20 protein-coding genes are annotated in these 24,036 nt (G+C 72.9%); 9 read left to right on the top strand and 11 right to left on the bottom strand.

What is annotated here, in order from left to right:
* The first annotated feature begins 125 nt into the window (after positions 1–125).
* Together ABTW95_RS30540 and ABTW95_RS30535 are read left to right on the top strand one after the other, a co-directional pair.
* Positions 126–920: an ABC transporter permease gene (locus tag ABTW95_RS30540; RefSeq protein WP_396446623.1), complete on the top strand. Its 795-nt coding sequence runs from the start codon at positions 126–128 to the stop codon at positions 918–920.
* Between the two features lie 91 nt (positions 921–1,011).
* Entirely contained in the window at positions 1,012–2,241 is a 1,230-nt protein-coding gene (locus ABTW95_RS30535) for an MFS transporter (RefSeq protein WP_500228119.1), read from the top strand.
* Positions 2,242–2,264: 23 nt separating this feature from the next.
* On the opposite strand, the gene ABTW95_RS30530 is transcribed toward ABTW95_RS30535, so the two are convergent.
* Both ABTW95_RS30530 and pdxR read right to left on the bottom strand, forming a co-directional pair.
* Complete coding sequence (locus tag ABTW95_RS30530) at positions 2,265–2,495, bottom strand: hypothetical protein (RefSeq protein ID WP_396446555.1); 231 nt, start codon at positions 2,493–2,495, stop codon at positions 2,265–2,267.
* Between the two features lie 29 nt (positions 2,496–2,524).
* Positions 2,525–3,940, bottom strand: a complete 1,416-nt coding sequence (gene pdxR, locus ABTW95_RS30525) for a MocR-like pyridoxine biosynthesis transcription factor PdxR (protein ID WP_396446554.1) — start codon at positions 3,938–3,940, stop codon at positions 2,525–2,527.
* 113 nt (positions 3,941–4,053) lie between these two features.
* Between pdxR and ABTW95_RS30520 the strand changes: the two genes are divergently transcribed.
* From ABTW95_RS30520 to ABTW95_RS30505, 4 genes are all read left to right on the top strand, one after another.
* The gene (locus tag ABTW95_RS30520; protein ID WP_396446552.1) at positions 4,054–4,995 is read left to right on the top strand and encodes a DMT family transporter; all 942 of its coding nucleotides are present in this window, start codon (positions 4,054–4,056) and stop codon (positions 4,993–4,995) included.
* 1 nt (position 4,996) lies between these two features.
* The gene (locus ABTW95_RS30515; protein ID WP_396446551.1) at positions 4,997–6,637 is read left to right on the top strand and encodes a fumarate hydratase; all 1,641 of its coding nucleotides are present in this window, start codon (positions 4,997–4,999) and stop codon (positions 6,635–6,637) included.
* 149 nt (positions 6,638–6,786) lie between these two features.
* Positions 6,787–8,055 carry a serine/threonine-protein kinase gene (locus tag ABTW95_RS30510; protein WP_396446550.1) on the top strand — a complete coding sequence of 423 codons (1,269 nt, stop codon included), beginning with the start codon at positions 6,787–6,789 and terminating at the stop codon, positions 8,053–8,055.
* A gap of 97 nt (positions 8,056–8,152) precedes the next feature.
* A complete protein-coding gene (locus ABTW95_RS30505) occupies positions 8,153–9,547 on the top strand; it encodes a class II fumarate hydratase (RefSeq protein WP_396446549.1) in 1,395 nt (464 codons plus the stop codon).
* Between the two features lie 105 nt (positions 9,548–9,652).
* On the opposite strand, the gene ABTW95_RS30500 is transcribed toward ABTW95_RS30505, so the two are convergent.
* The 4 genes from ABTW95_RS30500 to abmR all read right to left on the bottom strand — a co-directional run bounded on the left by ABTW95_RS30500 (position 9,653) and on the right by abmR (position 14,233).
* Entirely contained in the window at positions 9,653–10,576 is a 924-nt protein-coding gene (locus ABTW95_RS30500) for an aggregation-promoting factor C-terminal-like domain-containing protein (RefSeq protein WP_500228118.1), read from the bottom strand.
* 601 nt (positions 10,577–11,177) lie between these two features.
* Positions 11,178–12,590, bottom strand: a complete 1,413-nt coding sequence (phoH2, locus tag ABTW95_RS30495; RefSeq protein WP_396446547.1) for an RNA 5'-3' helicase PhoH2 — start codon at positions 12,588–12,590, stop codon at positions 11,178–11,180.
* Positions 12,591–12,665: 75 nt separating this feature from the next.
* Positions 12,666–13,553, bottom strand: coding sequence for an isoprenyl transferase (locus ABTW95_RS30490; RefSeq protein WP_396446546.1), 888 nt, complete (start codon positions 13,551–13,553; stop codon positions 12,666–12,668).
* Positions 13,554–13,711: 158 nt separating this feature from the next.
* On the bottom strand, positions 13,712–14,233 hold the full coding sequence (gene abmR / locus ABTW95_RS30485; protein ID WP_396455103.1) for an ATP-binding transcription factor AbmR: 522 nt from the start codon (positions 14,231–14,233) through the stop codon (positions 13,712–13,714).
* Between the two features lie 115 nt (positions 14,234–14,348).
* Between abmR and ABTW95_RS30480 the strand changes: the two genes are divergently transcribed.
* Both ABTW95_RS30480 and ABTW95_RS30475 read left to right on the top strand, forming a co-directional pair.
* Positions 14,349–15,887: a DHA2 family efflux MFS transporter permease subunit gene (locus ABTW95_RS30480; protein ID WP_500228117.1), complete on the top strand. Its 1,539-nt coding sequence runs from the start codon at positions 14,349–14,351 to the stop codon at positions 15,885–15,887.
* Positions 15,868–16,506, top strand: a complete 639-nt coding sequence (locus tag ABTW95_RS30475) for an acyl-CoA-like ligand-binding transcription factor (protein WP_500228116.1) — start codon at positions 15,868–15,870, stop codon at positions 16,504–16,506. Before ABTW95_RS30480 ends, ABTW95_RS30475 begins: the two co-directional genes overlap by 20 nt.
* Positions 16,507–16,768: 262 nt before the next feature.
* Here the strand turns inward: ABTW95_RS30475 and ABTW95_RS30470 are convergent, their stop codons facing one another.
* From ABTW95_RS30470 to ABTW95_RS30455, 4 genes are all read right to left on the bottom strand, one after another.
* Entirely contained in the window at positions 16,769–17,935 is a 1,167-nt protein-coding gene (locus tag ABTW95_RS30470; protein ID WP_500228115.1) for a C40 family peptidase, read from the bottom strand.
* Between the two features lie 224 nt (positions 17,936–18,159).
* The gene (locus ABTW95_RS30465) at positions 18,160–20,139 is read right to left on the bottom strand and encodes a thioredoxin domain-containing protein (RefSeq protein ID WP_500228114.1); all 1,980 of its coding nucleotides are present in this window, start codon (positions 20,137–20,139) and stop codon (positions 18,160–18,162) included.
* A 51-nt stretch (positions 20,140–20,190) separates the two neighbouring features.
* Positions 20,191–21,549: a dihydrolipoyl dehydrogenase family protein gene (locus ABTW95_RS30460; protein WP_500228113.1), complete on the bottom strand. Its 1,359-nt coding sequence runs from the start codon at positions 21,547–21,549 to the stop codon at positions 20,191–20,193.
* 4 nt (positions 21,550–21,553) lie between these two features.
* Positions 21,554–22,510, bottom strand: a complete 957-nt coding sequence (locus tag ABTW95_RS30455; protein ID WP_500228112.1) for a ribonuclease Z — start codon at positions 22,508–22,510, stop codon at positions 21,554–21,556.
* An 80-nt stretch (positions 22,511–22,590) separates the two neighbouring features.
* Between ABTW95_RS30455 and ABTW95_RS30450 the strand changes: the two genes are divergently transcribed.
* Positions 22,591–23,067 carry a pyridoxamine 5'-phosphate oxidase family protein gene (locus tag ABTW95_RS30450; protein ID WP_396452979.1) on the top strand — a complete coding sequence of 159 codons (477 nt, stop codon included), beginning with the start codon at positions 22,591–22,593 and terminating at the stop codon, positions 23,065–23,067.
* A 108-nt stretch (positions 23,068–23,175) separates the two neighbouring features.
* Here ABTW95_RS30450 and ABTW95_RS30445 read toward each other — a convergent pair whose 3' ends face one another.
* Entirely contained in the window at positions 23,176–24,006 is an 831-nt protein-coding gene (locus ABTW95_RS30445; RefSeq protein ID WP_500228111.1) for a tetratricopeptide repeat protein, read from the bottom strand.
* Positions 24,007–24,036: the final 30 nt, after the last annotated feature.

The following is a 24,036-nucleotide window of genomic DNA, read 5'->3' as shown; positions in this document are numbered from 1 at the left end:
CGCAAAGAGCAGGGATGAGCGAAGCGAACCGGGGGGCGCGGGGGGTCGTCCCCCCCGCAGGAAACAGGGATGAGCGAAGCGAACCGGGGGGCGCGGGGGGTCGTTCCCCCCAGGAAGCAGGAGTGATGGTCCAGGTGGAGCGGGCGCCGCGGCTCCGGCGGTTCGAGTTCGCGCCCGTGCGGGGGATCTGGCGGCACGAGCTGGCCCTCTACAAGCGGTATTGGAAGTCGCAGTCGTTCGCCTCGATGGTGGAGCCGACGTTCTTCCTGCTCGCTTTCGGCTACGGGTTCGGGTCGATGGTCGCGATGATCGGCGACTTCCGGTACCTCGACTTCGTGGCGACCGGGGTCGTCGGGACGGCGGCGCTGTTCACGTCGGTGTTCCCGGGCATGTTCAACGGCTACATCCGGCGCGTGTTCCAGCACACCTACGACGGGATGCTGGCGGCGCCGGTGGACGTGCACGAGCTGGTGACGGCCGAGGCGCTGTGGATCGCGGCCAAGTCGGCGGTGTACTCGTGCACGCCGCTCGTGGTGGCGCTGTTCTTCGGCCTCGACCCCTCGGCCGGGATGCTGCTGGTGCCGTTCGTGACGTTCTTCACCGCGCTCGGCTTCGGCCTGTTCGGCATGTGGACGTCCTCGGTGGTCCCGTCGATCAACTCGTTCGACTACGTGATCACCGGCGTGGTGACTCCGCTGTTCCTGATCGCGGGGACGTTCTTCCCGGTGACCGCGCTGCCGGACTGGGCGCAGGCGGTCTCCTACTTCAACCCGCTCTACCACTGCGTGGAGCTGGTCCGGGACGCGGTCTTCGGGCTGGACCCGCCGGCCGACCTCGGCCACCTGGGCGGCCTGGTCGCGTTCGCGGCGCTGATGTGGGTGATCGCCGTGCGCGGCATGCGGCGGCGGCTCATCGACTGACCCGCCCGGAGGCGATTGACGGGCCCGATACCCTGTCCCTACGCTGACGCGAATCTTCTTCACGTTGCGCAGCTCAGAGAGGTCGGGCCGTATGACCCAGGGCATCACCGCGCGGGACCGCCAGGCCCGGTTCGCCGCGTACACGGCGTTCGCCGTCCAGGGGCTCTGCTTCGCCTCGCTGGTGACACAGGTCCCGCAGATGCAGAAGGCGCACCACCTGAGCGACGCGGTCCTCTCGCTGGTGCTGCTGATGGTGCCGCTGATCGCGGGAGTGGGCAGCGTCGCGTCCGGCGCCCTGTTCCAGCGCTTCGGCAGCGGACCGGTGCTGCGGGTCGCCCAGCCGGCCGTCGCGGTCACGATCGCGCTGATCGGCTTCACCGGCGACAACGACATCGCCCTGTACGTCGCGGTCGCGGCGTTCGGCCTGTTCGTCGGCGCGGTGGACGCGTCGATGAACGCGCAGGCGGTCGCCGTCGAGCGCCGCTACGGGCTCAGCCTGATCACCGGGTTCTACGCGGTGTGGAGCATCGCGGGCATCCTCGGGGGGCTCTGGGCGTCGCTGTCCAACAAGGTCGACCTGTCGCTGGTCGCCTGCTTCGCGATCGCCGCCGCGGTCGGGATCACCGCGTCCCTCGCCACCGGGCACCGCCTCTACCGCCGCGCGGAGGAGGGCGACGGGCCGACCGCCGAGGAGCTGAAGGCCGCCGGGCGCAGCGTCCCGTGGCGCCCGATCCTCGTGGTCGGCGCCGCCATGGCGGTCGCGTACCTCGCCGACGCGGCGATCTCCAACTACGGCGCCAAGTACCTGGACGACGAGCTGTCCGCGAGCGACTGGGTCGCGCCGCTCGGCTACGTCGCCTACCAGATCACGATGGTGATCAGCCGGGGCGTCGCGGACTTCGCCGTCCGCCGCTCGGGCGCCGTCCAGGTGGTGCGGGTCGGCGGCCTGGTCGGCATCATCGGCATGGCGGGAGTGGTCGCCGCGCCGAACGCCGGCTTCGCCATCGCCGCGTTCGCGCTCGCCGGGCTCGGCCTCAGCGTGATCGCCCCGGTGTCCTTCTCCGCCGCGGGACGGGTCGACCCCACGGGCCTCGGCGTCGCCGTGGCCCGCGTGAACATCTTCAACTACGTCGGATTCGTGCTGGGCGCCGCGGTGGTCGGCGCCATCGCCCCGATGAGCGCCGACCACGGGCTGCGGATCGCCTTCATCGTCCCCACGGCCCTGATCCTGGTCGTGTTCATGACCGCCAAGGGCTTCGCCCCGGAACCGGTGAAGGGCGCCAAGCCGGACACCCCCGCCATGGAGCGCCCCGCCGTCTGAGCCTCACGGGGCCGCCCCCGGGCTCATGCGTCTTCGAGGGATTTGATCGCCCGTTCGCCTTCGGCCCGGGCCTCCTCGGGGGTCATGTCCTTCAGCGCGCGGCTGAGCGCCACCTCCGCGGCGTCGGCGGCGGCGCGCAGGGTCACCGCGTGCTCCTGTGCCCGTTCGAGGTCGCCCAGGCCGATGCAGTCGAAGGCCACCTGCGCGTCGTGGCCGGCCATCTTCAGTTGCCGCGCGGCCTCATCCAGACTCATCCATACCTCCTACACCGGGGATGCGAGTCCTACCCGCCGGCACCGTGGGTAACCGCTTGACCCAGCAGTTCCGCGGCCTTGACCAGGCGGGTCTCCGAGAGGCCGGCGTAGCCGAGGACCAGCGCGGGCGGCGCGGCGGCGGCGCGGCCCGGCGACCACAGCGAGCGGGCGCCGGTGACCGCGACGCCCTCCCGCGCGGCGCGGGCCACGACCTCGTCCTCGTCGCATCCGGCGGGCAGCTCCACGTAGAGGTGGATGCCCGCTGAGACGCCGTGAACCCTCGCGTCGGGGAGGTGCGCGGCCAGCGCGCCCGCGAGGGCGTCCCGGCGGGCCCGGTACCGGCGCCGCATGGTGCGCAGGTGCCGGTCGTACCCGCCGCCGCGCAGGAACTCGGTCAGCGCGTGCTGCTCCAGGACGGGCGCGCCGAGGTCGGTGCGGGCGCGGTGCTCGCCCAGCCGCCCGGCGACGGACGGCGGCGCGACGGCCCAGCCGAGCCGCAGTGCGGGGGCGAGCGACTTGCTCACCGAGCCGAGCAGCACGACGCGGTCGGGATCGACCCCTTGGAGGCAGCCGACGGGGTCGCGGTCGTAGCGGAACTCGGCGTCGTAGTCGTCCTCCAGGATCAGGCCGTCCACGTCCCGCACCCAGGCGATCAGCTCGGCGCGCCGGGCCGGGGACAGCACGACGCCGGTCGGGTACTGGTGCGCGGGCGTGACCAGGACGGCACGCGCGCCGCTGCGGGCCAGCGCCGCGACGTCCAGGCCCTCGGCGTCCACCGGGACGCGGGCGAGCCGCAGCCCGGCGGTCTCCATCATCGGCAGCTGCCGGGCGCTCGTCGGGTCCTCCACCGCGAGCTCGCGGTGCCCGGCGTCGCGCAGCATCGCGAGCAGGGCGGACAGCCCGTGCGCGACGCCGTTCATGACCACGACCCGGGCGGGGTCGGCGTGCGCGGCGCGGACCCGGCCGAGGTAGCCCGCCAGCTCGGCGCGCAGCGCGGGGACGCCGGCGGCGTCGGGGTAGCCGAGCGCGTCGTTCGGGAGCGTGCGCAGCGCGGCGCGGGCGGCCGCGATCCAGCGTTCCCGGGGGAACGCCGCCAGGTCGGGCCGGCCGGGGGTCAGGTCGTAGGGCAGCGGGGCCGGGGCGCCGTCCGGCCGCACCGGCGCGCCCTGCCGCGGACGCGCCGCCGCCTCGTCGGGGCGGGCGAGCGGCGCGATCCGGGTGCCGTCCCCGCGCCGGGCGATCAGGAAGCCCTCGGCGGTGAGCTGCTCGTAGGCGGCGACGACGACGCCCCGCGAGACGTCCAGGTCGCGCGCCAGGTCGCGGCTCGACGGCAGCCGGGTCCCGGCGGTCAGCCGGCCGGAGCGCACGGCCGCGCGGAAACCGGCGGCGATCTGCGCCGCCAGCCGCCCCGCGGACCGGTCCAAGGGAAGGTGAATGTCGGTCACATCACACTCAGCGCCGAGGGGCGCCACAAGCGTTACGAGACCGGTTATGGCCCATTGGCCAGTGCATGGATTGGCCCTGTTTGGCAAGCCAATGCGCTTCTAGCGTCGTCCCCATGAACGGCTCTCAACGACGCGGCACGGCCGGTGCCGCCACCGCGATGTTCATGGTCGGCACCCTGACGGCGGTGTCGGCGACCATCGCCTCCTACCCCCTCTTCGGCGGCCAGGCGGTCCGGTACGCGGTGGCCGCCGCCGTCCTGCTGCTGGTGGCCCGCCTCACCGGCGGGCCCGGCGCCCGCCCGGGGCCGCGCGACTGGCTGCTGCTGCTCGCGCTGGCGGCGACGGGCCTGGTGGCGTTCAACATCTGCATCGTCGAGGCGACCCGGGACACGAGCCCGGCGACCATCGGCACGGTGATCGCGGCGGTCCCGATCGTCCTGGCGCTGGTGGGCCCGCTGCTGGAGCGGCGCCGCCCGGCGCCGGCGGTCGTGGCCTCGGCCTGCGTGGTCGCGTCCGGCGCGGCGCTGGCCAACGGGCTCGGCGGCGGGAGTTTCCGCGGGCTGCTGTTCTCGCTCGGCGCGCTGGCCGGGGAGGTGTGCTTCTCGCTGCTCGCCGTCCCGCTGCTGCCCCGGCTCGGCCCGCTCCGGGTGTCGGCCTACTCCGCCGCGCTGGCGGCCCCCATGCTCCTGGTCCTCGGCGTCGCCGCGGACGGGGCGGGGGTGCTGCGCACCCCCACCGCGGGCGAGCTGGCCGGCTTCGCCTACCTGTCCGCGGTCGTCACCACCATCGCGTTCCTGCTCTGGTACGACGCGATCGGGCGGCTCGGCGCCGACCGGGCCGGGCTGTTCGCGGGCCTGATCCCGGTCAGCGCGGTCGTCACGACGGTCGCGCTCGGCATCGACCGGCCGGGGCCGGCGGACCTCGCCGGCGCGGCGCTGGTCGCGGCGGGCGTGGTGGTGGGGCTGCGCGCACGGGTCGCCCCACGTGAACCGGCGCCTCCCCAGCCCGTAACCTGTGATGCGGCCCCCATCGGAATCGCGCGAGGATCTGCCTGAGATGCCTGAGTTCTCCTACACCGACCTGCTGCCGCTCGGCCCGGACGAGACCGACTACCGGCTGCTGACCTCCGACGGCGTGTCCGAGTTCGAGGCGAACGGCAGGACGTTCCTGCAGGTCGAGCCGGAGGCCCTGCGGCTGCTCACCGAGACCGCGATGCGCGACATCGCGCACCTGCTCCGCCCGGCGCACCTGGCGCAGCTGCGCCGGATCCTCGACGACCCGGAGGCGTCCCCCAACGACCGGTTCGTCGCGCTCGACCTGCTGAAGAACGCGGGCATCGCGTCCGGCGGCGTCCTGCCCATGTGCCAGGACACCGGCACCGCGATCGTGATGGGCAAGCGCGGCCAGCACGTCCTGACCGACGGCAGGGACGAGGAGCACATCTCACGCGGCGTGTACGACGCGTACACGAAGCTGAACCTGCGCTACTCGCAGATGGCTCCCATCACGATGTGGGACGAGAAGAACACCGGCTCCAACCTGCCCGCGCAGATCGAGCTGTACGCGGCGCCCGGCGACGCCTACAAGTTCCTGTTCATGGCCAAGGGCGGCGGCAGCGCGAACAAGTCGTTCCTCTACCAGGAGACGAAGGCCGTCCTGAACCCCAAGCGGATGATGTCCTTCCTGGAGGAGAAGATCCGCTCGCTGGGCACCGCCGCGTGCCCGCCGTACCACCTGGCGATCGTGGTGGGCGGGACGTCCGCCGAGTACGCGCTGAAGACCGCCAAGTACGCCTCGGCCCACTACCTGGACACGATGCCGACCGAGGGCTCCCCGCTCGGGCACGGCTTCCGCGACCTGGAGCTGGAGCTCCAGGTGTTCGAGCTGACGCAGAAGCTCGGCATCGGCGCGCAGTTCGGCGGCAAGTACTTCTGCCACGACGTGCGGGTGATCCGGCTGCCCCGGCACGGCGCGTCCTGCCCGGTCGCGATCGCGGTGTCGTGCAGCGCCGACCGGCAGGCCCTCGCCAAGATCACGGCGGAGGGCGTGTTCCTGGAGCGGCTGGAGACCGACCCGGCGCAGTACCTGCCCGACACCACCGACGAGCACCTGGACGACGAGGTCGTGCGCATCGACCTGAACCGGCCGATGGACGAGATCCGCGCCGAGCTGACCAAGTACCCGGTGAAGACGCGGCTGTCGCTGACCGGCCCGCTGGTCGTGGCCCGCGACATCGCGCACGCCAAGATCAAGGAGCGGCTGGACGCCGGCGAGCCGATGCCCCAGTACATGCGCGACCACGCCGTCTACTACGCCGGGCCGGCCAAGACGCCGGAGGGCTACGCGTCCGGCTCGTTCGGGCCGACGACGGCCGGGCGGATGGACTCCTACGTCGAGCAGTTCCAGGCCGCGGGCGGCTCGCTGGTCATGCTGGCCAAGGGCAACCGGTCCAAGCAGGTCACCGACGCCTGCAAGGAGCACGGCGGCTTCTACCTCGGGTCGATCGGCGGCCCCGCCGCCCGCCTCGCCCAGGACTGCATCAAGAAGGTCGAGGTCCTCGAATACCCCGAACTCGGGATGGAGGCCGTCTGGAAGATCGAGGTCGAGGACTTCCCCGCGTTCATCGTGGTCGACGACAAGGGCGGGGACTTCTTCGCCGACACCACCGGCCCCGTCCTCACCATCGGCAGGCGCTGACGCCGGGCCCCCGGCGAGGCGGCCGGCGACACCGCCGGCCGCCCGGTCCCGGTTGTTTCTCGTCGGTAGGTCACAGTATTGGGCCAAAAATTTAGTTCCTGCTGAGGTCTCCCCGATGACCGCCTGGCCACTCCGGTATCTTTTCCGCCATGTCACAGTCAGAGCGCCTCGTTCTAGCGACGCGCTACCGGCTGGTCTCGGAAATAGGTCAGGGCGCCAACGGCACCGTCTGGAGAGGGCATGACGAGCTCCTCGATCGCGCGGTGGCGATCAAGGAGCTGCGGCTCCCCGAGGACCTCTCCGAGGACGACCGGGTGGTCTTCTACCGCCGTACCCTGCGGGAGGCGCGGGCGCCGGCACAGCTGCGCACGCACTCCATCGTCGAGGTGTACGACGTCGTCATCGAACAGGGCCGTCCCTGGATCGTGATGGAGATGATCGAGGCGCCCAGCCTCGAGCAGCTCATCGAGCGCTCCGGACCGCTCCCGCCCGAACGCGTCGCCCACATCGGCCGCGCTCTGCTGGACGCTCTCAACACCGCCCACAAGGCGGGGATCATCCACCGCGACCTCAAGCCCAGCAACGTGCTGCTGGACGGCGACAGGGTCGTGCTCACCGACTTCGGGCTCGCGTTCTCGTCCGGCTCGGCGAGCCTGACGAAGACGGGCCACTTCATGGGCTCGCCCGCGTACGTGGCGCCCGAGGTCGCCGCCGGGGAGAAGGCCACCCCCCGGTCCGACCTGTGGTCGCTCGGCGCGACGCTGTACGCCGCGCTGGAGGGGCACCCGCCGTTCGAGCGCGAGAACGTGATGGCGACGCTGTCCGCGCTGGCGAACGAGTCGACCCCCGCCCCGCAGAACGCGGGCGCGCTCGCGCCCGTCATCACCGGGCTGCTGGAGAAGAACCCGACCCGCCGGCTCAGCCACGCGCGCGCCGTCGACCGGCTCGAGCGGGCGCTCACCGGGCCGCGGTCCAGCCGCCGCCCGCCGACGCCCCGGTACCGGCTGATGGCGGTGATCGCGCTCATCGGCGCGACCGTCGCCTCCTGCGGGATCGGCGCCACCGCCCTCATCGTCGGCATGATGCGGGAGAGCCCCGGCCCCTCCCCCACCGCCGCGGCCACCTCGTCCACCCCGGCGAAGACCACCCAGGCGGCCGCGCCGCCCGGCGTGGAGTCCAGCACGCTGGTCGTGCGGGCCCGCAACGACCAGTGCCGGATCTTCGTCTCGGTGCCCGGCGACACGATCACCGTGCTCACCGACGAGAGCCTCCACAGCGGCGACCTGCGGCAGTACGACCAGCCGCGCCTCAACGCCGTGATATACGACGCGTCCGCCTGCGACGTGTGGGTCAACGGCAAGGAGGAACCGGCCGGCAAGCCGAAAGAGCGCAAGAACTACACGCTCAACAAGGAGTGAGCCGGCGCAGGGAGTGAGAAGGCCCACGCCGGGGAATGCGGGAGTCGCCTGACGGGCTGCCATGAAGGACGGCCGACGATCGCAGCGGGAGGCTTCCATGTCCGAGCAGGGGTTCCGGGTCGAGCACGACTCCATGGGCGAGGTGCGGGTGCCGGCGGCGGCCAAGTGGCGGGCGCAGACCCAGCGCGCGGTCGAGAACTTCCCCATCTCCGGGCGGACGCTGGAGGCCGCGCACATCGCCGCGCTCGGCCAGATCAAGGCCGCGGCGGCGACCGTCAACGCCGAGCTGGGCGTGCTCGACAAGGACCTCGCGGGCGCGATCGCGGAGGCCGCCCGGGAGGTCGCCGACGGCCGGTGGAACGACCAGTTCCCCATCGACGTGTTCCAGACCGGTTCCGGGACGTCGTCCAACATGAACGCGAACGAGGTCGTGGCGACGCTGGCGCAGGAGCGGCTCGGGCGGCCCGTGCACCCCAACGACCACGTGAACGCCTCCCAGTCGTCCAATGACGTGTTCCCGTCGTCCATCCACATCGCGGCCACTGGGGCCGTCCTGAACGACCTGATCCCCGCGCTGCGGCATCTGGAGGCCGCGCTGGCGCGCAAGGCCGCCGAGTTCGCGACGGCGGTGAAGTCGGGCCGCACCCACCTGATGGACGCCACGCCCGTGACGCTCGGCCAGGAGTTCGGCGGCTACGCGGCGCAGGTCGGGCACGGCGTGGAGCGGCTGGAGGCCGTCCTGCCGCGGCTCGCCGAACTGCCCCTCGGCGGGACGGCGGTCGGCACCGGCATCAACACGCCGGAGGGCTTCGCGGCCCGCGTCATCGCGGAGATCGCGCGGGCCACCGGGCTGCCGCTGACCGAGGCCCGCGACCACTTCGAGGCGCAGGGCGCGCGGGACGGCCTGGTCGAGGCGAGCGGCGCGCTCCGCACGGTCGCGGTGAGCCTCTTCAAGATCGCCAACGATCTGCGCTGGATGGGGTCCGGCCCGCGCGCGGGGCTCGCCGAGATCCGGCTGCCCGACCTGCAGCCCGGCTCGTCGATCATGCCGGGGAAGGTGAACCCGGTGATCCCGGAGGCGGTGACGCAGGTCGCCGCGCAGGTCATCGGGAACGACGCGGCGGTCGCGTTCGGCGGCGCGTCCGGCAACTTCGAGCTGAACGTGATGCTGCCGGTGCTGGCCCGCAACGTGCTGGAGTCGATCACCCTGCTGGCGAACGCGTCCCGGCTGTTCGCGGACCGCTGCGTGGACGGCATCGAGGCCGACGAGGAGCGGATGCGCGAGTACGCCGAGTCCTCACCGTCGATCGTGACGCCGCTCAACCGCTACATCGGGTACGAGGAGGCGGCGAAGGTCGCCAAGCAGGCGCTCAGGGAGCGCAGGACGATCCGCGAGGTCGTCCTCGAACGCGGCTACGTGGACGAGGGCAAGCTCACCGCCGAGCAGCTCGACGCGGCGCTCGACGTGCTCCGGATGACCAACTCGGACTGACCCGCCCGGGACGGCGCACCCGGGAGGGCGCGTCCGCCCCGCACGCGGCTGACGACCGGGCGCGTCCCAGCGGCCCCGTGAGCGCCGGGACGCGCCCGGCCGGTGTCAGTACCAGCCCGCCGACTGGAAGTGCGACCAGCCGCCGCAGGGCGTCTTGTAGCGGTCCTTGATGTAGCCGAGGCCCCACTTGATCTGGGTGGTGGCGTTGTTCTGCCAGTCGGGGCCGGCGCTCGCCATCTTGGAGCCGGGCAGGGCCTGCGGGATGCCGTAGGCGCCCGACGGGTTCGAGGCGTGGGTGTTCCAGCCGCTCTCCCGGTCCCACAGCTTCACCAGGCAGCCGAACTCGCCGTCGCCGGTGAACCCGAAGCTCGGCATGAGCTTCTTGGCGATCTCCTGCGCCTCGCCCTTCGGCACCGGGTCGCCGACCGGGCCGCCACCGCCGCTGCCGCCGTCCGTCTTCTTCTCCGGCGTCTTGGTCGGGATCGGCGTGCCCTTGGGGCGCAGCGCCGGGCCCTTGGAGTCGTCCTGGCGGGTCGCGCGGGACGCGCGTTCGAGGGCCAGCTGGCGCCGCTGCTGCTCCAGGACCTTCGGGTCGACCTTGGGCGCGGCGGCGTCCGCGAGCTGCCGGGTCGGCTGGACGGTCGCGCCGCCGCCGTCGCCGGAGCCGCCGGTCAGCGCGAACGCGGCGACCGCGCCGCCGCCGATGACGACCGCCGCGCCGGCGGCGACCGCGGCGACCCGCACGCCGTTGCGCCGGCCGGAGCCGCCCTTGCGCCGGCCGGAGCCGCCCTTGCCCCGCCCGCCGGGCGCGCCCTGCGGCCCGCGCCGGGCGGAGACGATCTCGTCGTGCGGCTCGTCGTGCGGCTCGCCGGCGGAGACGCCGGTGCGCATCGGGCCGGGCGGCACGGCGTGGAAGCCGAGGGTGTCGCCGGCCGGGGCGCCGGCCCGGGTGCGGTCGGCGCCGGCGACCCGCACGTCGTCCCCGTGGGGCGCGTCGTCCCGCGGCACGGCCGGCTGCGGCGCGGTCACCGCCGGAGGCGCGGCGGGGGCCGAGGTCCGCGCCCGGGCCGGGGGCGGGGACGGCGGCTCGAAGGCGGCCATCGCGTCGGCGACGGGGGCCGGGAGGTCGAAGTTCTGTCGTTCGTCTCGCCTAGGGGACCCGGGATGGTCTCCGTACAAGGCGGTCCTTCCGACGGTCGCGCGCGCATGGACACGCGCACGAGCTGTTTCCACCCCCGGCCCGGCGGTCCGCGGTGATGCCGCGCGGCTCCGGGCCCGGGCCGCCGCCCGCGTCCGGCGCGCGTCGTGATGGGGGGCCGCGCTCCGGCCGGGCACCGCTCGGGGGTGCTTACGAGGAGACACAATGCCGGAGCCCGCGGCCCGCTTCGCAACCGAAACGAGACAAATGCGGCCGGTGGGACTCTTGTCAACTCCCCGGCCGGACCGCCGAAACCGGTGGCAGGGCCGCGGATCCCGGCCATTGGACGGCCAATTGTGACCTTAATCACAACTCTACGGTGCGAGGTTTGGTGATCACATTCCGTAGGGAATGGCAGGGGGTGTTCTGAGACACGAGACCCCGGCGGCCCCGCACAGGCCGCCGGGGTCTCCGCGCGCCCCGGTCTCCCCGCTACGCGCCCACGTCGCCGAGCATGTCGGTGACGAGCTCGGCGATCGGAGAGCGCTCGGACCTGGTCAGCGTCACGTGCGCGAACAGCGGGTGCCCCTTCAAACGTTCCACCACCGCCGCGACGCCGTCATGCCGGCCCACGCGCAGGTTGTCGCGCTGCGCCACGTCGTGGGTCAGCACGACCCGCGACCCGGCGCCGATCCGCGACAGGACGGTCAGCAGCACGCCGCGCTCCAGCGACTGCGCCTCGTCGACGATCACGAACGCGTCGTGCAGCGACCGGCCGCGGATGTGCGTGAGCGGCAGGACCTCCAGCATGTCGCGGTCGACGACCTCCTCGATGACCTCCGGGGTCGTCACCGCCGACAGCGTGTCGTAGACGGCCTGCGCCCAGGGCGACATCTTCTCGTTCTCCGTGCCGGGCAGGTAGCCGAGGTCCTGCCCGCCGACCGCGTACAGCGGGCGGAAGACCACGACCTTGCGGTGCCGGCGCCGCTCCATGACGGCCTCCAGCCCCGCGCACAGCGCGAGCGCCGACTTGCCCGTGCCGGCCCGGCCGCCGAGGGAGACGATGCCGACGTCCTCGTCCATCAGCAGGTCCAGCGCGATCCGCTGCTCGGCGGACCGGCCGCGCAGCCCGAACACCTCCCGGTCGCCGCGCACCAGCCGCACCGACTTGTCCGGCAGCGTCCGGCCGAGCGCCGAGCCGCGCTCCGACAGCAGCCGCAGGCCGGTGTGGCAGGGCAGGTCGCGGGCCTCCTCCAGGTCGGCGGAGCCCTTCTCGTACAGCTCCTCGACGGCCCCGGCGGGCACCTCCAGCTCGCGCATGCCGGTCCAGCCGGACTCGACGACGGCCAGCTCCGCCCGGTACTCCTCCGCGGCGAGCCCGACCGCGGACGCCTTCACCCGCATCGGCAGGTCCTTGGAGACGAGCACGACGTCCCGGCCCTCGTGCGCCAGCCAGCCGGCCACCGACAGGATCCGGGTGTCGTTGTCGCCGAGCCGGAACCCGTCCGGCAGGACGCTCGGGTCGGAGTGGTTCAGCTCGACGCGGAGCGTGCCGCCCTGGTCGCCGTTCGGCCCCTCGACGGACACGGCCTCGTCCAGCCGGCCGTGCCGCAGCCTCAGGTCGTCCAGCGTGCGCAGCGCCTGACGGGCGAAGTACCCGAGCTCGGGGTGGTGGCGCTTGGCCTCCAGCTCGGAGATGACGACGATGGGGAGTACGACCTCGTGCTCGGCGAACCGGGTCAGCGCGCCCGGGTCGGCGAGCAGGACGCTGGTGTCGAGGACGTACGTGCGCCGTGCGCCTTCGGTGCGGGGGGACGACCCCCCGCATCCGCCGGGAACCCCCGGGACCTGCGTCCCGGAGGTGTGCCGGGACGTGCCGGAACGGCGCGGGGAGGATGTGGCCACTCGATCTCCCTGACTATGGGGAACCTACCGGTGGCGCGCAGGTCCGCCGCGGGGGCGGTGGTCCGCGTGGGACGGTCAGGTACCGTAGCGCCGATGCCGCGCGGCGTAGGAGCGCATGGCCCGGAGGAAGTCGACCTTGCGGAAGTCCGGCCAGTGGACCTCGCAGAAGTAGAACTCCGAGTGGGCGCTCTGCCAGAGCATGAAGCCGGAGAGACGCTGCTCCCCCGAGGTACGGATGACCAGGTCCGGATCCGGCTGGCCGCGCGTGTAGAGATGCTCGGCGATGTGCTCAACGTCGAGGGACTCGGCGAGTTCCTCGATGCTGGTGCCCCGGCTCGCCTGCTCGATGAGCAGAGAGCGCACCGCATCAGCGATCTCACGCCTACCTCCATACCCAACCGCGACGTTCACAATCAGGCCGGGAGCGCCGGATGTGGCCTCACCCGCGTCTTTCAGGACACGGGCGGTCTTATCGGGCAGGAGGTCGAGGGCGCCGACGGGCTTGACGTGCCAGCCGTCGGCGGCGAGCTTGCGGACGGTGTTCTCGATGATCTCCAGCAGCGGTTCGAGCTCGCCGGCGGGCCGGTTCAGGTTGTCGGTGGACAGCAGCCACAGCGTGACGACCTCGACCCCCGCCTCCGCGCTCCACTGCAGCAGCTCGGAGATCTTCTGGGCGCCGCGCTGGTGCCCGGAGTTGACGTCGGCCAGCCCCATCGACCTGGCCCAACGCCGGTTCCCGTCCAATATCACGCCGACGTGCCGGGGGATGACGTCGGCCGGCAGGTCGGCCTCGACCCGCCGCTCGTACATCCGGTAGACGACGTCGCGGACGGCCGCGTACGGACCGCTGCGCCGGATGGCGGAGACCAGCCGCCCGCCCTCGGCGGGGCGGCGGCGCGCGCCCTCGCTGCGCCCGCCGCGCGGCTTGGCGATGCGCGGTCTTCCCGTACGCCGAACCCCCATATGGGCTTCCCTTCGAGCGACCAGTCCCTGGCGGGAGGACGCTCAATTATGGCCCGGCCGCGACACTTCTCCCGCCGTTTCGGTGAGGTCAGGGTAGTGCGCGGCCAGGCCCGGAAGGGGCGGGTGGCCTGCTCCGGCCCGCCCGCCCGGCGCGGCGATCAGGCTTTCGGGCCGGCGGCGCGGGCCCGTTCGACGTGCCGCAGCGCGGTGCGCAGCTCGGCGAGCCACGCGTCGGTGTTCTTGCCGACGAGCCGGACGCACCAGGCGAGCGCGTCGCTGCGGCTGCGCGCGACCCCGGCGTCGACGAGCGTGTCCAGGACGCGGCGCTCGGGCTGCCGCAGCCGGGTCATGACCGGCACCGACAGGTGGGTGAACATCTCCCGCTCGCCGTCGCACTCGACGCCCCAGGAGACCTTGTAGCCGAAGCGCTGCTCGGCCTCGCGCGCGATGCCGATGCGCCGCTCGCGGGTCTCCTCGCGGAACCGCTGGACGTGGCCGGCGATCACCCCGGCCCGCTCCGCGCCCGACACCGCCTCGGCGGCGGCCGGGACGGCGAGCCGGCCGATGACGCTGGCCTCCTCGCGGTCGAGGACGACCTCGGGAGGGCCTTCGAACCACTCGTCCGGAAGCCGCCCGGAGAACCAGCCGCGCAGCTCCTCGGCCGCTTCGCTCGTAGTCATGTAATCAAAATTACAGCTCCACACCCGACTACGCCAGCCTCGACCGCATTTGACATGCACTATCTTTTGAGAGTTACTCTCATTTCATAGTCGCAATCATTTGGAGGTGACCGTCATGGCGGTGGGGCACACCCGGCGCTGGCTCGGGCTCGGCGCGCTCTCGCTGTGCATGCTGGCGCTCGGGTTCGACATGACGATCCTCAACGTGGCGCTGACCACGCTGTCCGAGGACCTGCACGCGAGCATCGGCGAGCTGCAGTGGATCGTCGACTCGTACCTGGTCGTCTTCGCGGCCGTCCTGCTCCCCGCCGGGCTGCTCGGCGACCGGCTCGGCCGCAAGCGGCTGCTGCTGGCCGGCCTCGCGCTCTTCGGCGCCGCCTCCCTCGCCGGGGCGCTCGCGGGCGGCACCGGCGGCGTCATCGCCGCCCGCGCCGTCATGGGGCTCGGCGCCGCCATCGTCCTGCCGCTGTCCATGTCGATGCTCCCGGCCGTCTTCCCGCCGGAGGAGCGCACCCGCGCCGTCGCCGTCTGGTCGGCCGCCAACGCGCTCGGCCTCCCGCTCGGCCCGCTCCTCGGCGGCTGGCTGCTGCAGAACTTCTGGTGGGGGTCGATCTTCCTGATCAACGTGCCGGTCGTGGTGCTCGGCGGCCTCGCCGTCGCGTTCCTGCTGCCCGAGACGCGCGACCCGGCCGCCCCGCGCGTCGACCTCACCGGCTCCGCGCTGTCGATGGGCGGGCTCGTCGCACTCGTGTACGGGGTCATCGAAGCGCCCGAACGCGGCTGGACCGACCCCCTCGTCACCGCCATGTTCGTCCTCGCCGCGGTCCTGCTCGCCGCGTTCGTGCTCTGGGAGCGGCGGGCCGCCGAGCCGATGCTGGACATGCGGCTGTTCCGCGACGGCGCGTTCACCTGGGCGATGGTCGCCGCCATCACCGCGAACCTCATGCTCGGCGGGATCCTGTTCGTCCTCCCGCAGTACCTTGAGGCCGTCCAGGGCAGCGACGTCTTCGACACCGGGCTCAAGCTGATCCCGATGCTGCTCGGCCTGATGGCCGGCGCGCTCGCCACCGACCGGGTCGCCGGCCGCACCGGGCACAAGCCCGTCATCGTCGCGGGCCTGCTGGTGCTGGCGGCGGGCTTCGGCTGGGGCGCCCTCACCGCGGCCGGCGACGGCTACGCGGCCACCGTCCCGTGGCTGGTCGTCATCGGCGCCGGCTCCGGACTCACCATGATCCCGGCGATGGACGCCGTCCTCGCCGCGCTCCCCGCCGACCGCGCCGGACGCGGCTCCGGGCTCGTCCAGACCCTCCGCCAGACCGGCGGCACGCTCGGCGTCGCGGGCCTCGGCAGCCTCCTCGCCGCCGTCTACCGCGACCGCGTCGCCACCCGGGGGCTGCCCGCCGACGCCGCCGGCGCCGCCCGCGACTCCATCGGCGGCGCCGTCCGCGTCGCCGGCCGGCTGGACGACGGCGCGCTGCTCGCGTCCGCGCGCGACGCCTACGTCCACGGCATGGACGCGGTGCTCGCCGCGTGCGGGGCCGCCGCGCTCGCCGCCGCCGCCCTGCTCTGGCTGTTCATGCCGCGCCCCGCGGCCGGGGATGCGGCCCCCGCGTCCGATGCCCGAGAATCGACGCATGAGCACGTCGTCCCCTGACCGCGCCGTCGACCGGCTGGAAGACCGGCTCTCCCGCCTCCCGCTGCGGGAGCGCAAGAAGCTGCGAACCCGGAGGGCGATCCAGGACCACGCCCTCCGGCTCTTCGCCGAGCAGGGGTACGACGCCACCACGGTCGAGCAGATCGCCGCCGCCGCGGAGATCTCCCCCAGCACGTTCTTCCGCTACTTCCCCACCAAGGAAGACGTCGTGGTCACCGACGAGTACGACCCGATCATGGCGCAGGTCATCCGCGAGCAGCCCGCCGAACTCTCGGCGATCGACGCGCTGCGCGCCATGCTGCGGGAGGTCCTCCCCCAGGCGTTCACGACCGACATGGAGACCATCAAGACCCGGCTGCGGCTCACCGCCGAGGTCCCCGCCCTGCGCGCCCGCACCTTCGAGTCCATGCGGAACACCTTCGAGCTCCTGAGCGAGGCCATCAGCGAACGGACCGGACGGGCCCCCGACGACCCCGAAGTCGAGGCGTTCGGCTGGGCCGTCCTCGGCGTCATGCAGGCCGCCATGAACCGGCTGATGGACGGCAAGGCCACCTACGAAGAACTACCGGACCTACTGGACCACTATTTGGAGTTCCTCGGGAGAGGCTGCCCTGTCTAGCCCAGGGGGGCGACCCCCTGGAACCCCCGTCAGCGACGCAGGCGATCCTCGCGACTTTGTTGCGGTCTGTCTTGCCTGTTTTTGGCGTGCGTGGCGTCGCTGCGGTCGCCTGCGTCGCCGGGCATGCCCGCTCCGGGCGCTAGAGCGCCCTCCGCGTGCCTGCCCGTGGTGCTCGCTTCGGTCCGCGCTATAGCTCGGGTTTGGTCCAAGAGGGTTTGGATTGTCCTCGTCCAAGAGGGGTCAATTGTCGTCCCGTGGGTCGTCAGCCGCCTAGGGCCGCGGCCAGTTTGGCGGCTGCCTTGGGGTTCACCCGGACCGCGCCGCGCATGTTGCGGGTGTAGACGTTCTGGACCTGGACCACCGTGCCCCGGCGCGGTGCGGCGATCATCTTGCCGTCGCCCAGGTAGAGGGCGATGTGCGAGATGTAGCCGGGGGCGGTCGGGTCGTTCGCCCAGATGAGCATGTCGCCCGGCTCGGCCTTGCTGTACGGGATCACCCAGCCGGCGCGGGCCTGGTCGGCGGCGACGCGCGGCAGCCTGATGCCGGCCTTGGCGAACGCGAACTGCATCAGGCCGGAGCAGTCGTAGCCGCCCTCGGCCTCCGACTCGCCGCCCCACACGTACGGCCAGCCGAGCCGCGTGTACGCCGCCTTGATGACCGTCCGCACCTGCTGCGCGGTCATGACCTGGCCGTTGGAGGCGGACGACTTCGGGAAGTCGATCTCCGGGTTGACCGCGACGGCCTTCGCCTGCTTCGGCAGGACCTTGCGGAGCTTCTTGATGAACGTCTTCGGCTTGGTCTTCGGGACGCTGATCAGCATCGCGTTGCCGCTCGGCATCCCGAGGGCCTGCGCGGTGGCGTGCGAGATGACCGCGTCGACGTCGCTGATGCCCATCGTCGCGTAGGCGCCGACGCGCAGCTGCGACTGGTGCCGCTTGCCGCCCACGGGCACCCGGCTGCCGAGCTCGACGCCGCCGTCGCTGCCCATCGTGAACGAGATCGCCACGTCGCCGGACGCCACGTTGCGCCAGAGCGCGTCGGACTTGGCCGTCGGCTTCGGCGTGTAGTTGCGGAACGTGGACGGGTTCACGCCCATCAGGCCGACCCGCTTGCCCGCGACCATCCCCTGCACGGCGTCCACGACCTCGACGCCCTGCACGCCCTTGGCGCCGCGGATCTTCTGCACGACGTCCGCGGGCAGCGACTGCGGGGCCGCCACCAGGACGTGCGGGGAAAGCCGCTTGCCGAGCGGCGCGACCGTCAGGTTCGTGCTGCCGGACGCGGCCACGTACCGGGCGCGCTTCTCGTCCTGCCGGGACTGCGCGGGGGCGTCGTCGTGCGCGATGAGCACGGCCACATCGGCGGCGAGGGTCGTGAGCACCGAAACGCCGATGATCGCTGGTAGGACCCGGCGGTTCGGCTTTCCCACTGCCACACTCCTCGAAGGTCGCCCTGCGCCCTGACCGTCCTGACACACGACTATGACTCAGATGGCCGGCCATCGTCCAGATACCCGGGACGCCACCCGGCACCCTCGCCCGCTCTGCCCCATCCGGTCAGTTCCACCTCGGCTACTCATTGGTAACACAAAGCCGGAGCGAGACCAAGGTCACGTTGCCACAAAGTGGATTATCAGTCCAATTGCCCACGTAGTCATTGCCCACGTAGTTCACGAGCGAGGTCGGCCGGGGTCGTCACCGGCAGCCGGCACACGAACCCGCGGCACACGTACGCCGCCGGCGCGCCGCCGACCAGGCCGCGCCCCTCCAGCAGCGGGACGCCCCCCGCGCCGGGCGGGCCGGAGCTCACCACCGCGCCGGGCGCCGCCGCCATGAGGGCCGTGCGGTGCAGCGCCTTCGTGCGCTCGTCGGCCGGGTCGCCGATCACCGCGATCTCCACCGGGCCCGCCGCGTGCGCCTCCGCCACGGCCAGCCCCCAGCCCGCGAAGCGCGCGTGCTCGCGGGCGAGCGCCCCGGCCGGGGCCAGCGCCGCCTCGGCGGCCTGCCGGTGCCGGTCGGAGCCGGTGAGCGCCGCGAACGACAGCAGCGCCCCGGCCGCCGCGAACTGCCCGGACGGGGTCGCGTTGTCGGTCGGGTCCTGCGGGCGCCGGAACAGCCGCTCCGCGTCGTCGGCGGTGTCGTAGAAGCCGCCCGAACCGTCCGCGAACCGTTCGAGGACGGTGTTCAGCAGCTCGCCGGCCAGCCGCACGTGCCGGGGGTCCCCCGTGACGCCGTGCAGGGCGATCAGGCCCTCGGCCACGTCGGCGTAGTCCTCCAGGACGCCGGCGTTGGCGCCCGCGACGCCGTCCTTGGACGTCCGGGTGAGCCGCCCGCCGCGCTCGTGCACGTCCACCAGGAGCCGTGCCACCTCCTCGGCCGCCCGGACGAGGTCCGGCCGGTCGAACAGCGCGCCGCACTCGGCCAGCGCGGCGATCGCGAGCCCGTTCCACGCCGCCACGACCTTGTCGTCCCGGGCGGGGGGAACCCGGTGAGCGCGCGCCGACAGCAGGGCCGTCCGCACGCGCTCGTACCGTTCGGCGTCGTCCGGGTCGCTCAGGAGCTGCAGGACCGAGGTCCCGTGCTCGAACGTCCCCGCGACCTCGAACAGGTCCTCCGCGAACGCGCCGTCGTCCTCGCCGAGCACCTCGCGGAGCTGCTCCGGCGTCCACACGTAGTACTTGCCCTCGACGCCCTCGCTGTCGGCGTCCAGCGCCGACGCGAGCCCGCCCTGGTCGGTGCGCAGGTCGCGGAGCATCCAGTCGCACGTCTCCAGCGCGATCCGCCGCGCGAACGGCGTCCCGGTGAGCCGCCACCAGTGCGCGTAGACCCGCGCCAGCAGCGCGTTGTCGTAGAGCATCTTCTCGAAGTGCGGGACGACCCACTGCGCGTCCACGGAGTACCGCGCGAACCCGCCGCCGAGCTGGTCGTACATCCCGCCCCGGGCCATCGCCTCCAGGGTGTGCGACGCCATGGCGAGCGACTCCTCGTCGCCCGTCCGCGCATGGTGGCGCAGCAGGAACTCCAGCGCCATGGACGGCGGGAACTTGGGGGCGCCCCCGAACCCGCCGCGCGCCTTGTCGTACGACGCGGCGAGCACCTTCACCGCGTGGGCGAGCAGTTCCTCACCGGGCGCCTGCGCCCCGGCCAGCCCCGACCCCCGCGAGGTGAGCGCGGTGACGACCTGCTGCCCCTGCCCGACCACCTCGTCGCGCTGCTCCGTCCACGCCTTGTGGACGGCCTGCAGCAGCGCCTGGAACTGCGTGCGCGGAAAGTACGTCCCGCAGTAGAACGGATGCCCGTCCGGGGTCATGAACACCGTCATCGGCCACCCGCCCTGGCCCGTCATGGCCTGGGTCGCCTCCATGTAGACGGCGTCGATGTCCGGCCGCTCCTCCCGGTCCACCTTGATGTTCACGAACAGCTCGTTCATGACCCGCGCGGTCTCTTCGTCCTCAAAGGACTGGTGAGCCATCACGTGGCACCAGTGGCAGGCGGCATATCCGACGGAAAGGAGAACGGGGACATCTCGCCGCCGCGCCTCGGCGAAAGCCTCGTCACTCCACTCCCACCAGTCCACCGGGTTCCCGGCGTGCTGGAGCAGGTACGGGCTTGTCGCGTCCTTGAGCCGGTTCATGCACCCGATCCTGCCCGATGGGGCCGCCGCATCACTCCCCCTGAGCCGCCACTACTCGGACAGGTCGGCGAGGGCGGGTTCTATGGCGCGGTGGAAAGTGGGGTAGGCGTAGATCATGTCGCGCAGGGCGGCGGTCGGGGTCTCGGTGTGGACGGCGACGGCGAGGAAGCCGAGGACTTCGCCGGCGGACGGGCCGACGGCGGTGGCGCCGACCAGGGTGCCCCATTCGGCGTTCTCGACCAGCTTGATGAAGCCGTCGTTGCCGGCCTTGTGGATCCAGCCGCGGGCCGAGTCGGGGATCTGCGACATGCCGGTGCGGACGGGGAGGTTCTGGTCGCGGGCCTGCGCTTCGGTGAGGCCCACGGACGCGATCTCGGGGTCGGTGAAGGTGACGCGGGGAACGGCGCGGTAGGCGGCGGGCGGGCCCTCCTCGCCGAGGATGTCGCGGGCGGCGATGGCGGCCTGGTACATGGAGACGTGCGTGAACGCGCCCATTCCGGTGATGTCGCCGATCGCCCACACGCCGTCGGCGGCGCGCATGTGGCCGTCGACGGAGAGGCTGCGGGCGTTCTCGTCCAGGCCGACGCGGTCGAGGCCGAGGCCCTTCAGGTTGGGGCGGCGCCCGGTCGCGACCAGGAGGCGGTCGGCGGAGAGCGACTCGTCGCCGAGGCGCATGGTGAACTCGCCGCCGTCGTGGCGGACACCGGTCACGTTCACGCCGGTGCGGACGCCGATGCCCTCGCGTTCGAAGACCTTCTGGATCAGGGCGCTCGACTCCGGCTCCTCGTTCATGAGGAGGCGGTCGGCGGCCTCGACGACGGTGACGCGGCTGCCGAAGCGGGAGAAGACCTGCGCCATCTCCGCGCCGACCACGCCGCCGCCGAGGACGAGGAGCGAGGCGGGGACCTCGGTGGCCTTGACGGCCTCCCGGTTCGTCCAGTACGGGGTGCCGGCGAGGCCGTCGATGGGCGGGGCCGTCGGCGCTGTTCCGGTATTGAGGAGGATGCCCCGGCGGGCGCGGAAGACCTGGCCGTTCACCGCGACCTCGCCGGGGGCGGTGATGCGGCCCTCGCCCCGGACCAGCCGGACGCCCTTGCCGGTGAGGCGGTCGGCGGCGACCTTGTCGTCCCACGAGTCGGTCGCCTCGTCCCTGATGCGGGCCGCGACCGGCGCCCAGTCGGCGTCCACGGTCGCCTTGCCCGCCATCCCGGGGATGCGGCGGGCCTCTTCGACCATCCCCGCCGCGCGCACCATCATCTTGGTGGGGACGCACGCGTAGTAGGGGCATTCGCCGCCGACCAGCCGGGACTCCACGGCGACGACCGACAGGCCGGCCTCCGCCAGCCTCCCCGCGGCGTCCTCTCCCCCTGGGCCCGTCCCGATCACCACGACATCGCACTCGTCAGCCATGCCGTCAATCCTCCCCCCGTTTCGCCCCGGTTAGGCGGCGCGGCGGCATGGGGATCCGGTCGAGGTCGTGGACGAGGGTGATCTCGCCGCCGAACGCGGCGGACGCCTCGTCCAGGTAGCGGTGCTCGTCCTCGGCGGGGTACCGCTCGGAGAAGTGCGTGAGGACCAGATGCCGGACGCGCGCCTCCGCCGCGACCGCGCCCGCCTGCGCCGCCGTCAGGTGCCCGTACTCGGCCGCCAGATCCGCGTCCTCGTGCAGGAACGTGGATTCGATGACGAGCATGTCCACGCCGTCGGCCAGTTCACGGACGCCGTCGCAGAGCCGGGTGTCCATGACGAAGGCGACCTTCTGCCCTGGACGGGGCACGCTGCACTCGTCGAGGGTCACCGTGCGGCCGTCCGGTGCGGTGACGCGGCCCTCCTCCTGGAGCCGCCGGATCATCGGCCCCCGGACGCCCCGCGCGGCGAGCTCGGCGGGCAGCATGGTGCGCCCGTCCGGTTCCTCCAGCCGGTACCCGTACGCCTCGACCGGGTGCGACAGCCGCCGCGCGACCAGGGTGAACGGGGCGTCCCCGGTGTCGAGCGCCATCCGGTCGCCGGAGACCGGGCGCTCGCGGACCACGTCGGTGTCGCGGAACACGGCGGCGTGCCGCAGCCGCTCCCAGTACCGCCGCCCGCTCGCCGGGAACGCCGCGTCCACCGGGTGCTCGACGCCGTCGCGGGCGATCCGCTGGACGACTCCGGGCACGCCGAGGCAGTGGTCGCCGTGGAAGTGCGTCACGCAGATCCAGGTCACGTCGTTCGCGGAGACCCCGGCCCGCGACATCTGCCGCTGCGTCCCCTCGCCCGGGTCGAACAGCACGCCGCGGCCGTCCCAGCGCAGCAGGTAGCCGTTGTGGTTGCGGGCCTTCGTGGGCACCGCGCTGGCGGACCCGAGGACGATCAGATCGCGAACCGACATCCCCCCATGGTGCCTGGCGGCGGTGCCGTGCAAGCGCTTGGTTATTCTGTGCGCGATACAGGCGAACCAGGGAGGCCCCGTTGGCCGGCAGCAAGCGCGACCAGATCAAGATGACGCCGGACGAGGTGGCGTCCTACCTCGCGGACAACTACAAGGTGCAGGTCGCCACCATCGGGAAGGACGGCGCCCCCCACCTCGTCACGATGTTCTACGCGCTGCTCGACGGCAAGATCGCCTTCACCACGTACAAGGCGTCGCAGAAGGTGCTGAACCTGCGCCGCAACCCGACCATGACCTGCCTGGTCGAGGACGGCGTCGAGTACGGCGAGCTGCGCGGCGTCGCGCTGTACGGCCGCGGCCTCGTCATCGAGGACCCGAAGCAGCGCAGCCTGGTCGGCATGGTGGTCGGCTCCCGGATGGCGGGCCTCCCCGTCCCGGAGATCGGCGAGCCGGTCGACCCGGTGATCGCCGAGGGCATCGAGCAGGCCCTCGCCAAGCGCGTCCTCATCGTCATGGAGCCCGACCGCATAGTCAGCTGGAACCACCGCAAGATCTAACCCTGGGTCAGCAGCCCACGGGTCGGGCGGCCGCAGGGCGCCCAGCGCCCGAAGGCCGCACGACCCGCCGAGCCGGGCGACCGCAGCGCCCGCCGCACACCCGCACGGTCACGACCCACCAGCACCGCGGCGCGAGGATCGACCGGCTCGCGGCGGGGGTTCCAGGGGGTCGCCCCCCTGGGTCAACAGCGCCTGAATCAGTGCGGCGGTCTCTGCGGCGTGGTCGGCTCGCTGGTGGGCGGCGTCGGCGATGTGGACGAACATGGCCGCCTGTTCGCGGGGTGTGCCGTGCTTGCGCAGGATCTCCAGCGCTTGGCCGAAGAAGTTGGTGGCTGCCACGGGGCGGCGTGCGCGCAGATATGCCTCGCCCAGGGTGGTCAGGGCGCGGGCCCGGTTGCGGTGGTCGGGGTCGGGGAGGGCGGCGAATTCTTCCGGGAGCGGGCCGAGCAGGTCGATGGCGCGGTCCAGGGCGCCCGTTTTGACGAGGGCGCGGGCGAGGTCGTGGCGGGCCACCAGGATGGCGTGCGGGTCGCCGTCCTGTTCCGCCCGGTCGAGGCGCTCCTGCATGACCTCTGCGGCTTCGGCCCAGCGTTCGCGGTCGAGGAGGGCCGCGCCCTGGGGATCGTCGCCGGCGGTCGCGGGGGTGAGGGTGTGGTCGAGCAGGCGGCGGAGCGCGGCCTCGGCCTCGTCCTGGCCGACCCGTCCCCGCACTTCGTCGCGGACGTCGCCGGGCAGGCTGAAGCGGTCACCGGACGCGGTGACGAGGCCGCGCTCGGTCAGCGCCGCCAGCAGCTCGCGGGCCTCGGCCTCGGGCACGCCGGCGAGGGCGGCGGCCGCGGCCGGGCCGATCTCGTCGGCGGGCGGCAGGCTCAGCAGGCCGAGCAGCCGGGCCGCGGCCGGGGCGAGCTCCCGGTAGGCGTCCTCGAAGTTCGCGCGCACGAGGAGGGTCCTCCCCGGGCGCGGCCCGAT

It is taken from the genome of Spirillospora sp. NPDC127506 (genome assembly GCF_040302145.1).
In the GTDB taxonomy this organism is placed as follows: domain Bacteria; phylum Actinomycetota; class Actinomycetes; order Streptosporangiales; family Streptosporangiaceae; genus Spirillospora.
The sequence above is the reverse complement of the archived record's forward strand: the minus strand, read 5'-3'. Positions and strand labels throughout refer to the sequence as shown.

Excerpts from the sequence above, each read along its gene's own strand:
- ABTW95_RS30530 (WP_396446555.1), bottom strand. The coding sequence starts at position 2,495 with ATGAGTCTGGATGAGGCCGCGCGGCAACTGAAGATGGCCGGCCACGAC.
- ABTW95_RS30505 (WP_396446549.1), top strand. The coding sequence starts at position 8,153 with ATGTCCGAGCAGGGGTTCCGGGTCGAGCACGACTCCATGGGCGAGGTG.
- ABTW95_RS30465 (WP_500228114.1), bottom strand. The coding sequence starts at position 20,139 with ATGAACCGGCTCAAGGACGCGACAAGCCCGTACCTGCTCCAGCACGCC.
- ABTW95_RS30475 (WP_500228116.1), top strand. The coding sequence starts at position 15,868 with ATGAGCACGTCGTCCCCTGACCGCGCCGTCGACCGGCTGGAAGACCGG.
- ABTW95_RS30490 (WP_396446546.1), bottom strand. The coding sequence starts at position 13,553 with ATGGGGGTTCGGCGTACGGGAAGACCGCGCATCGCCAAGCCGCGCGGC.
- ABTW95_RS30535 (WP_500228119.1), top strand. The coding sequence starts at position 1,012 with ATGACCCAGGGCATCACCGCGCGGGACCGCCAGGCCCGGTTCGCCGCG.
- ABTW95_RS30520 (WP_396446552.1), top strand. The coding sequence starts at position 4,054 with ATGAACGGCTCTCAACGACGCGGCACGGCCGGTGCCGCCACCGCGATG.
- ABTW95_RS30480 (WP_500228117.1), top strand. The coding sequence starts at position 14,349 with ATGGCGGTGGGGCACACCCGGCGCTGGCTCGGGCTCGGCGCGCTCTCG.
- abmR (WP_396455103.1), bottom strand. The coding sequence starts at position 14,233 with ATGACTACGAGCGAAGCGGCCGAGGAGCTGCGCGGCTGGTTCTCCGGG.
- ABTW95_RS30510 (WP_396446550.1), top strand. The coding sequence starts at position 6,787 with ATGTCACAGTCAGAGCGCCTCGTTCTAGCGACGCGCTACCGGCTGGTC.
- ABTW95_RS30540 (WP_396446623.1), top strand. The coding sequence starts at position 126 with ATGGTCCAGGTGGAGCGGGCGCCGCGGCTCCGGCGGTTCGAGTTCGCG.
- ABTW95_RS30460 (WP_500228113.1), bottom strand. The coding sequence starts at position 21,549 with ATGGCTGACGAGTGCGATGTCGTGGTGATCGGGACGGGCCCAGGGGGA.
- ABTW95_RS30455 (WP_500228112.1), bottom strand. The coding sequence starts at position 22,510 with ATGTCGGTTCGCGATCTGATCGTCCTCGGGTCCGCCAGCGCGGTGCCC.
- ABTW95_RS30515 (WP_396446551.1), top strand. The coding sequence starts at position 4,997 with ATGCCTGAGTTCTCCTACACCGACCTGCTGCCGCTCGGCCCGGACGAG.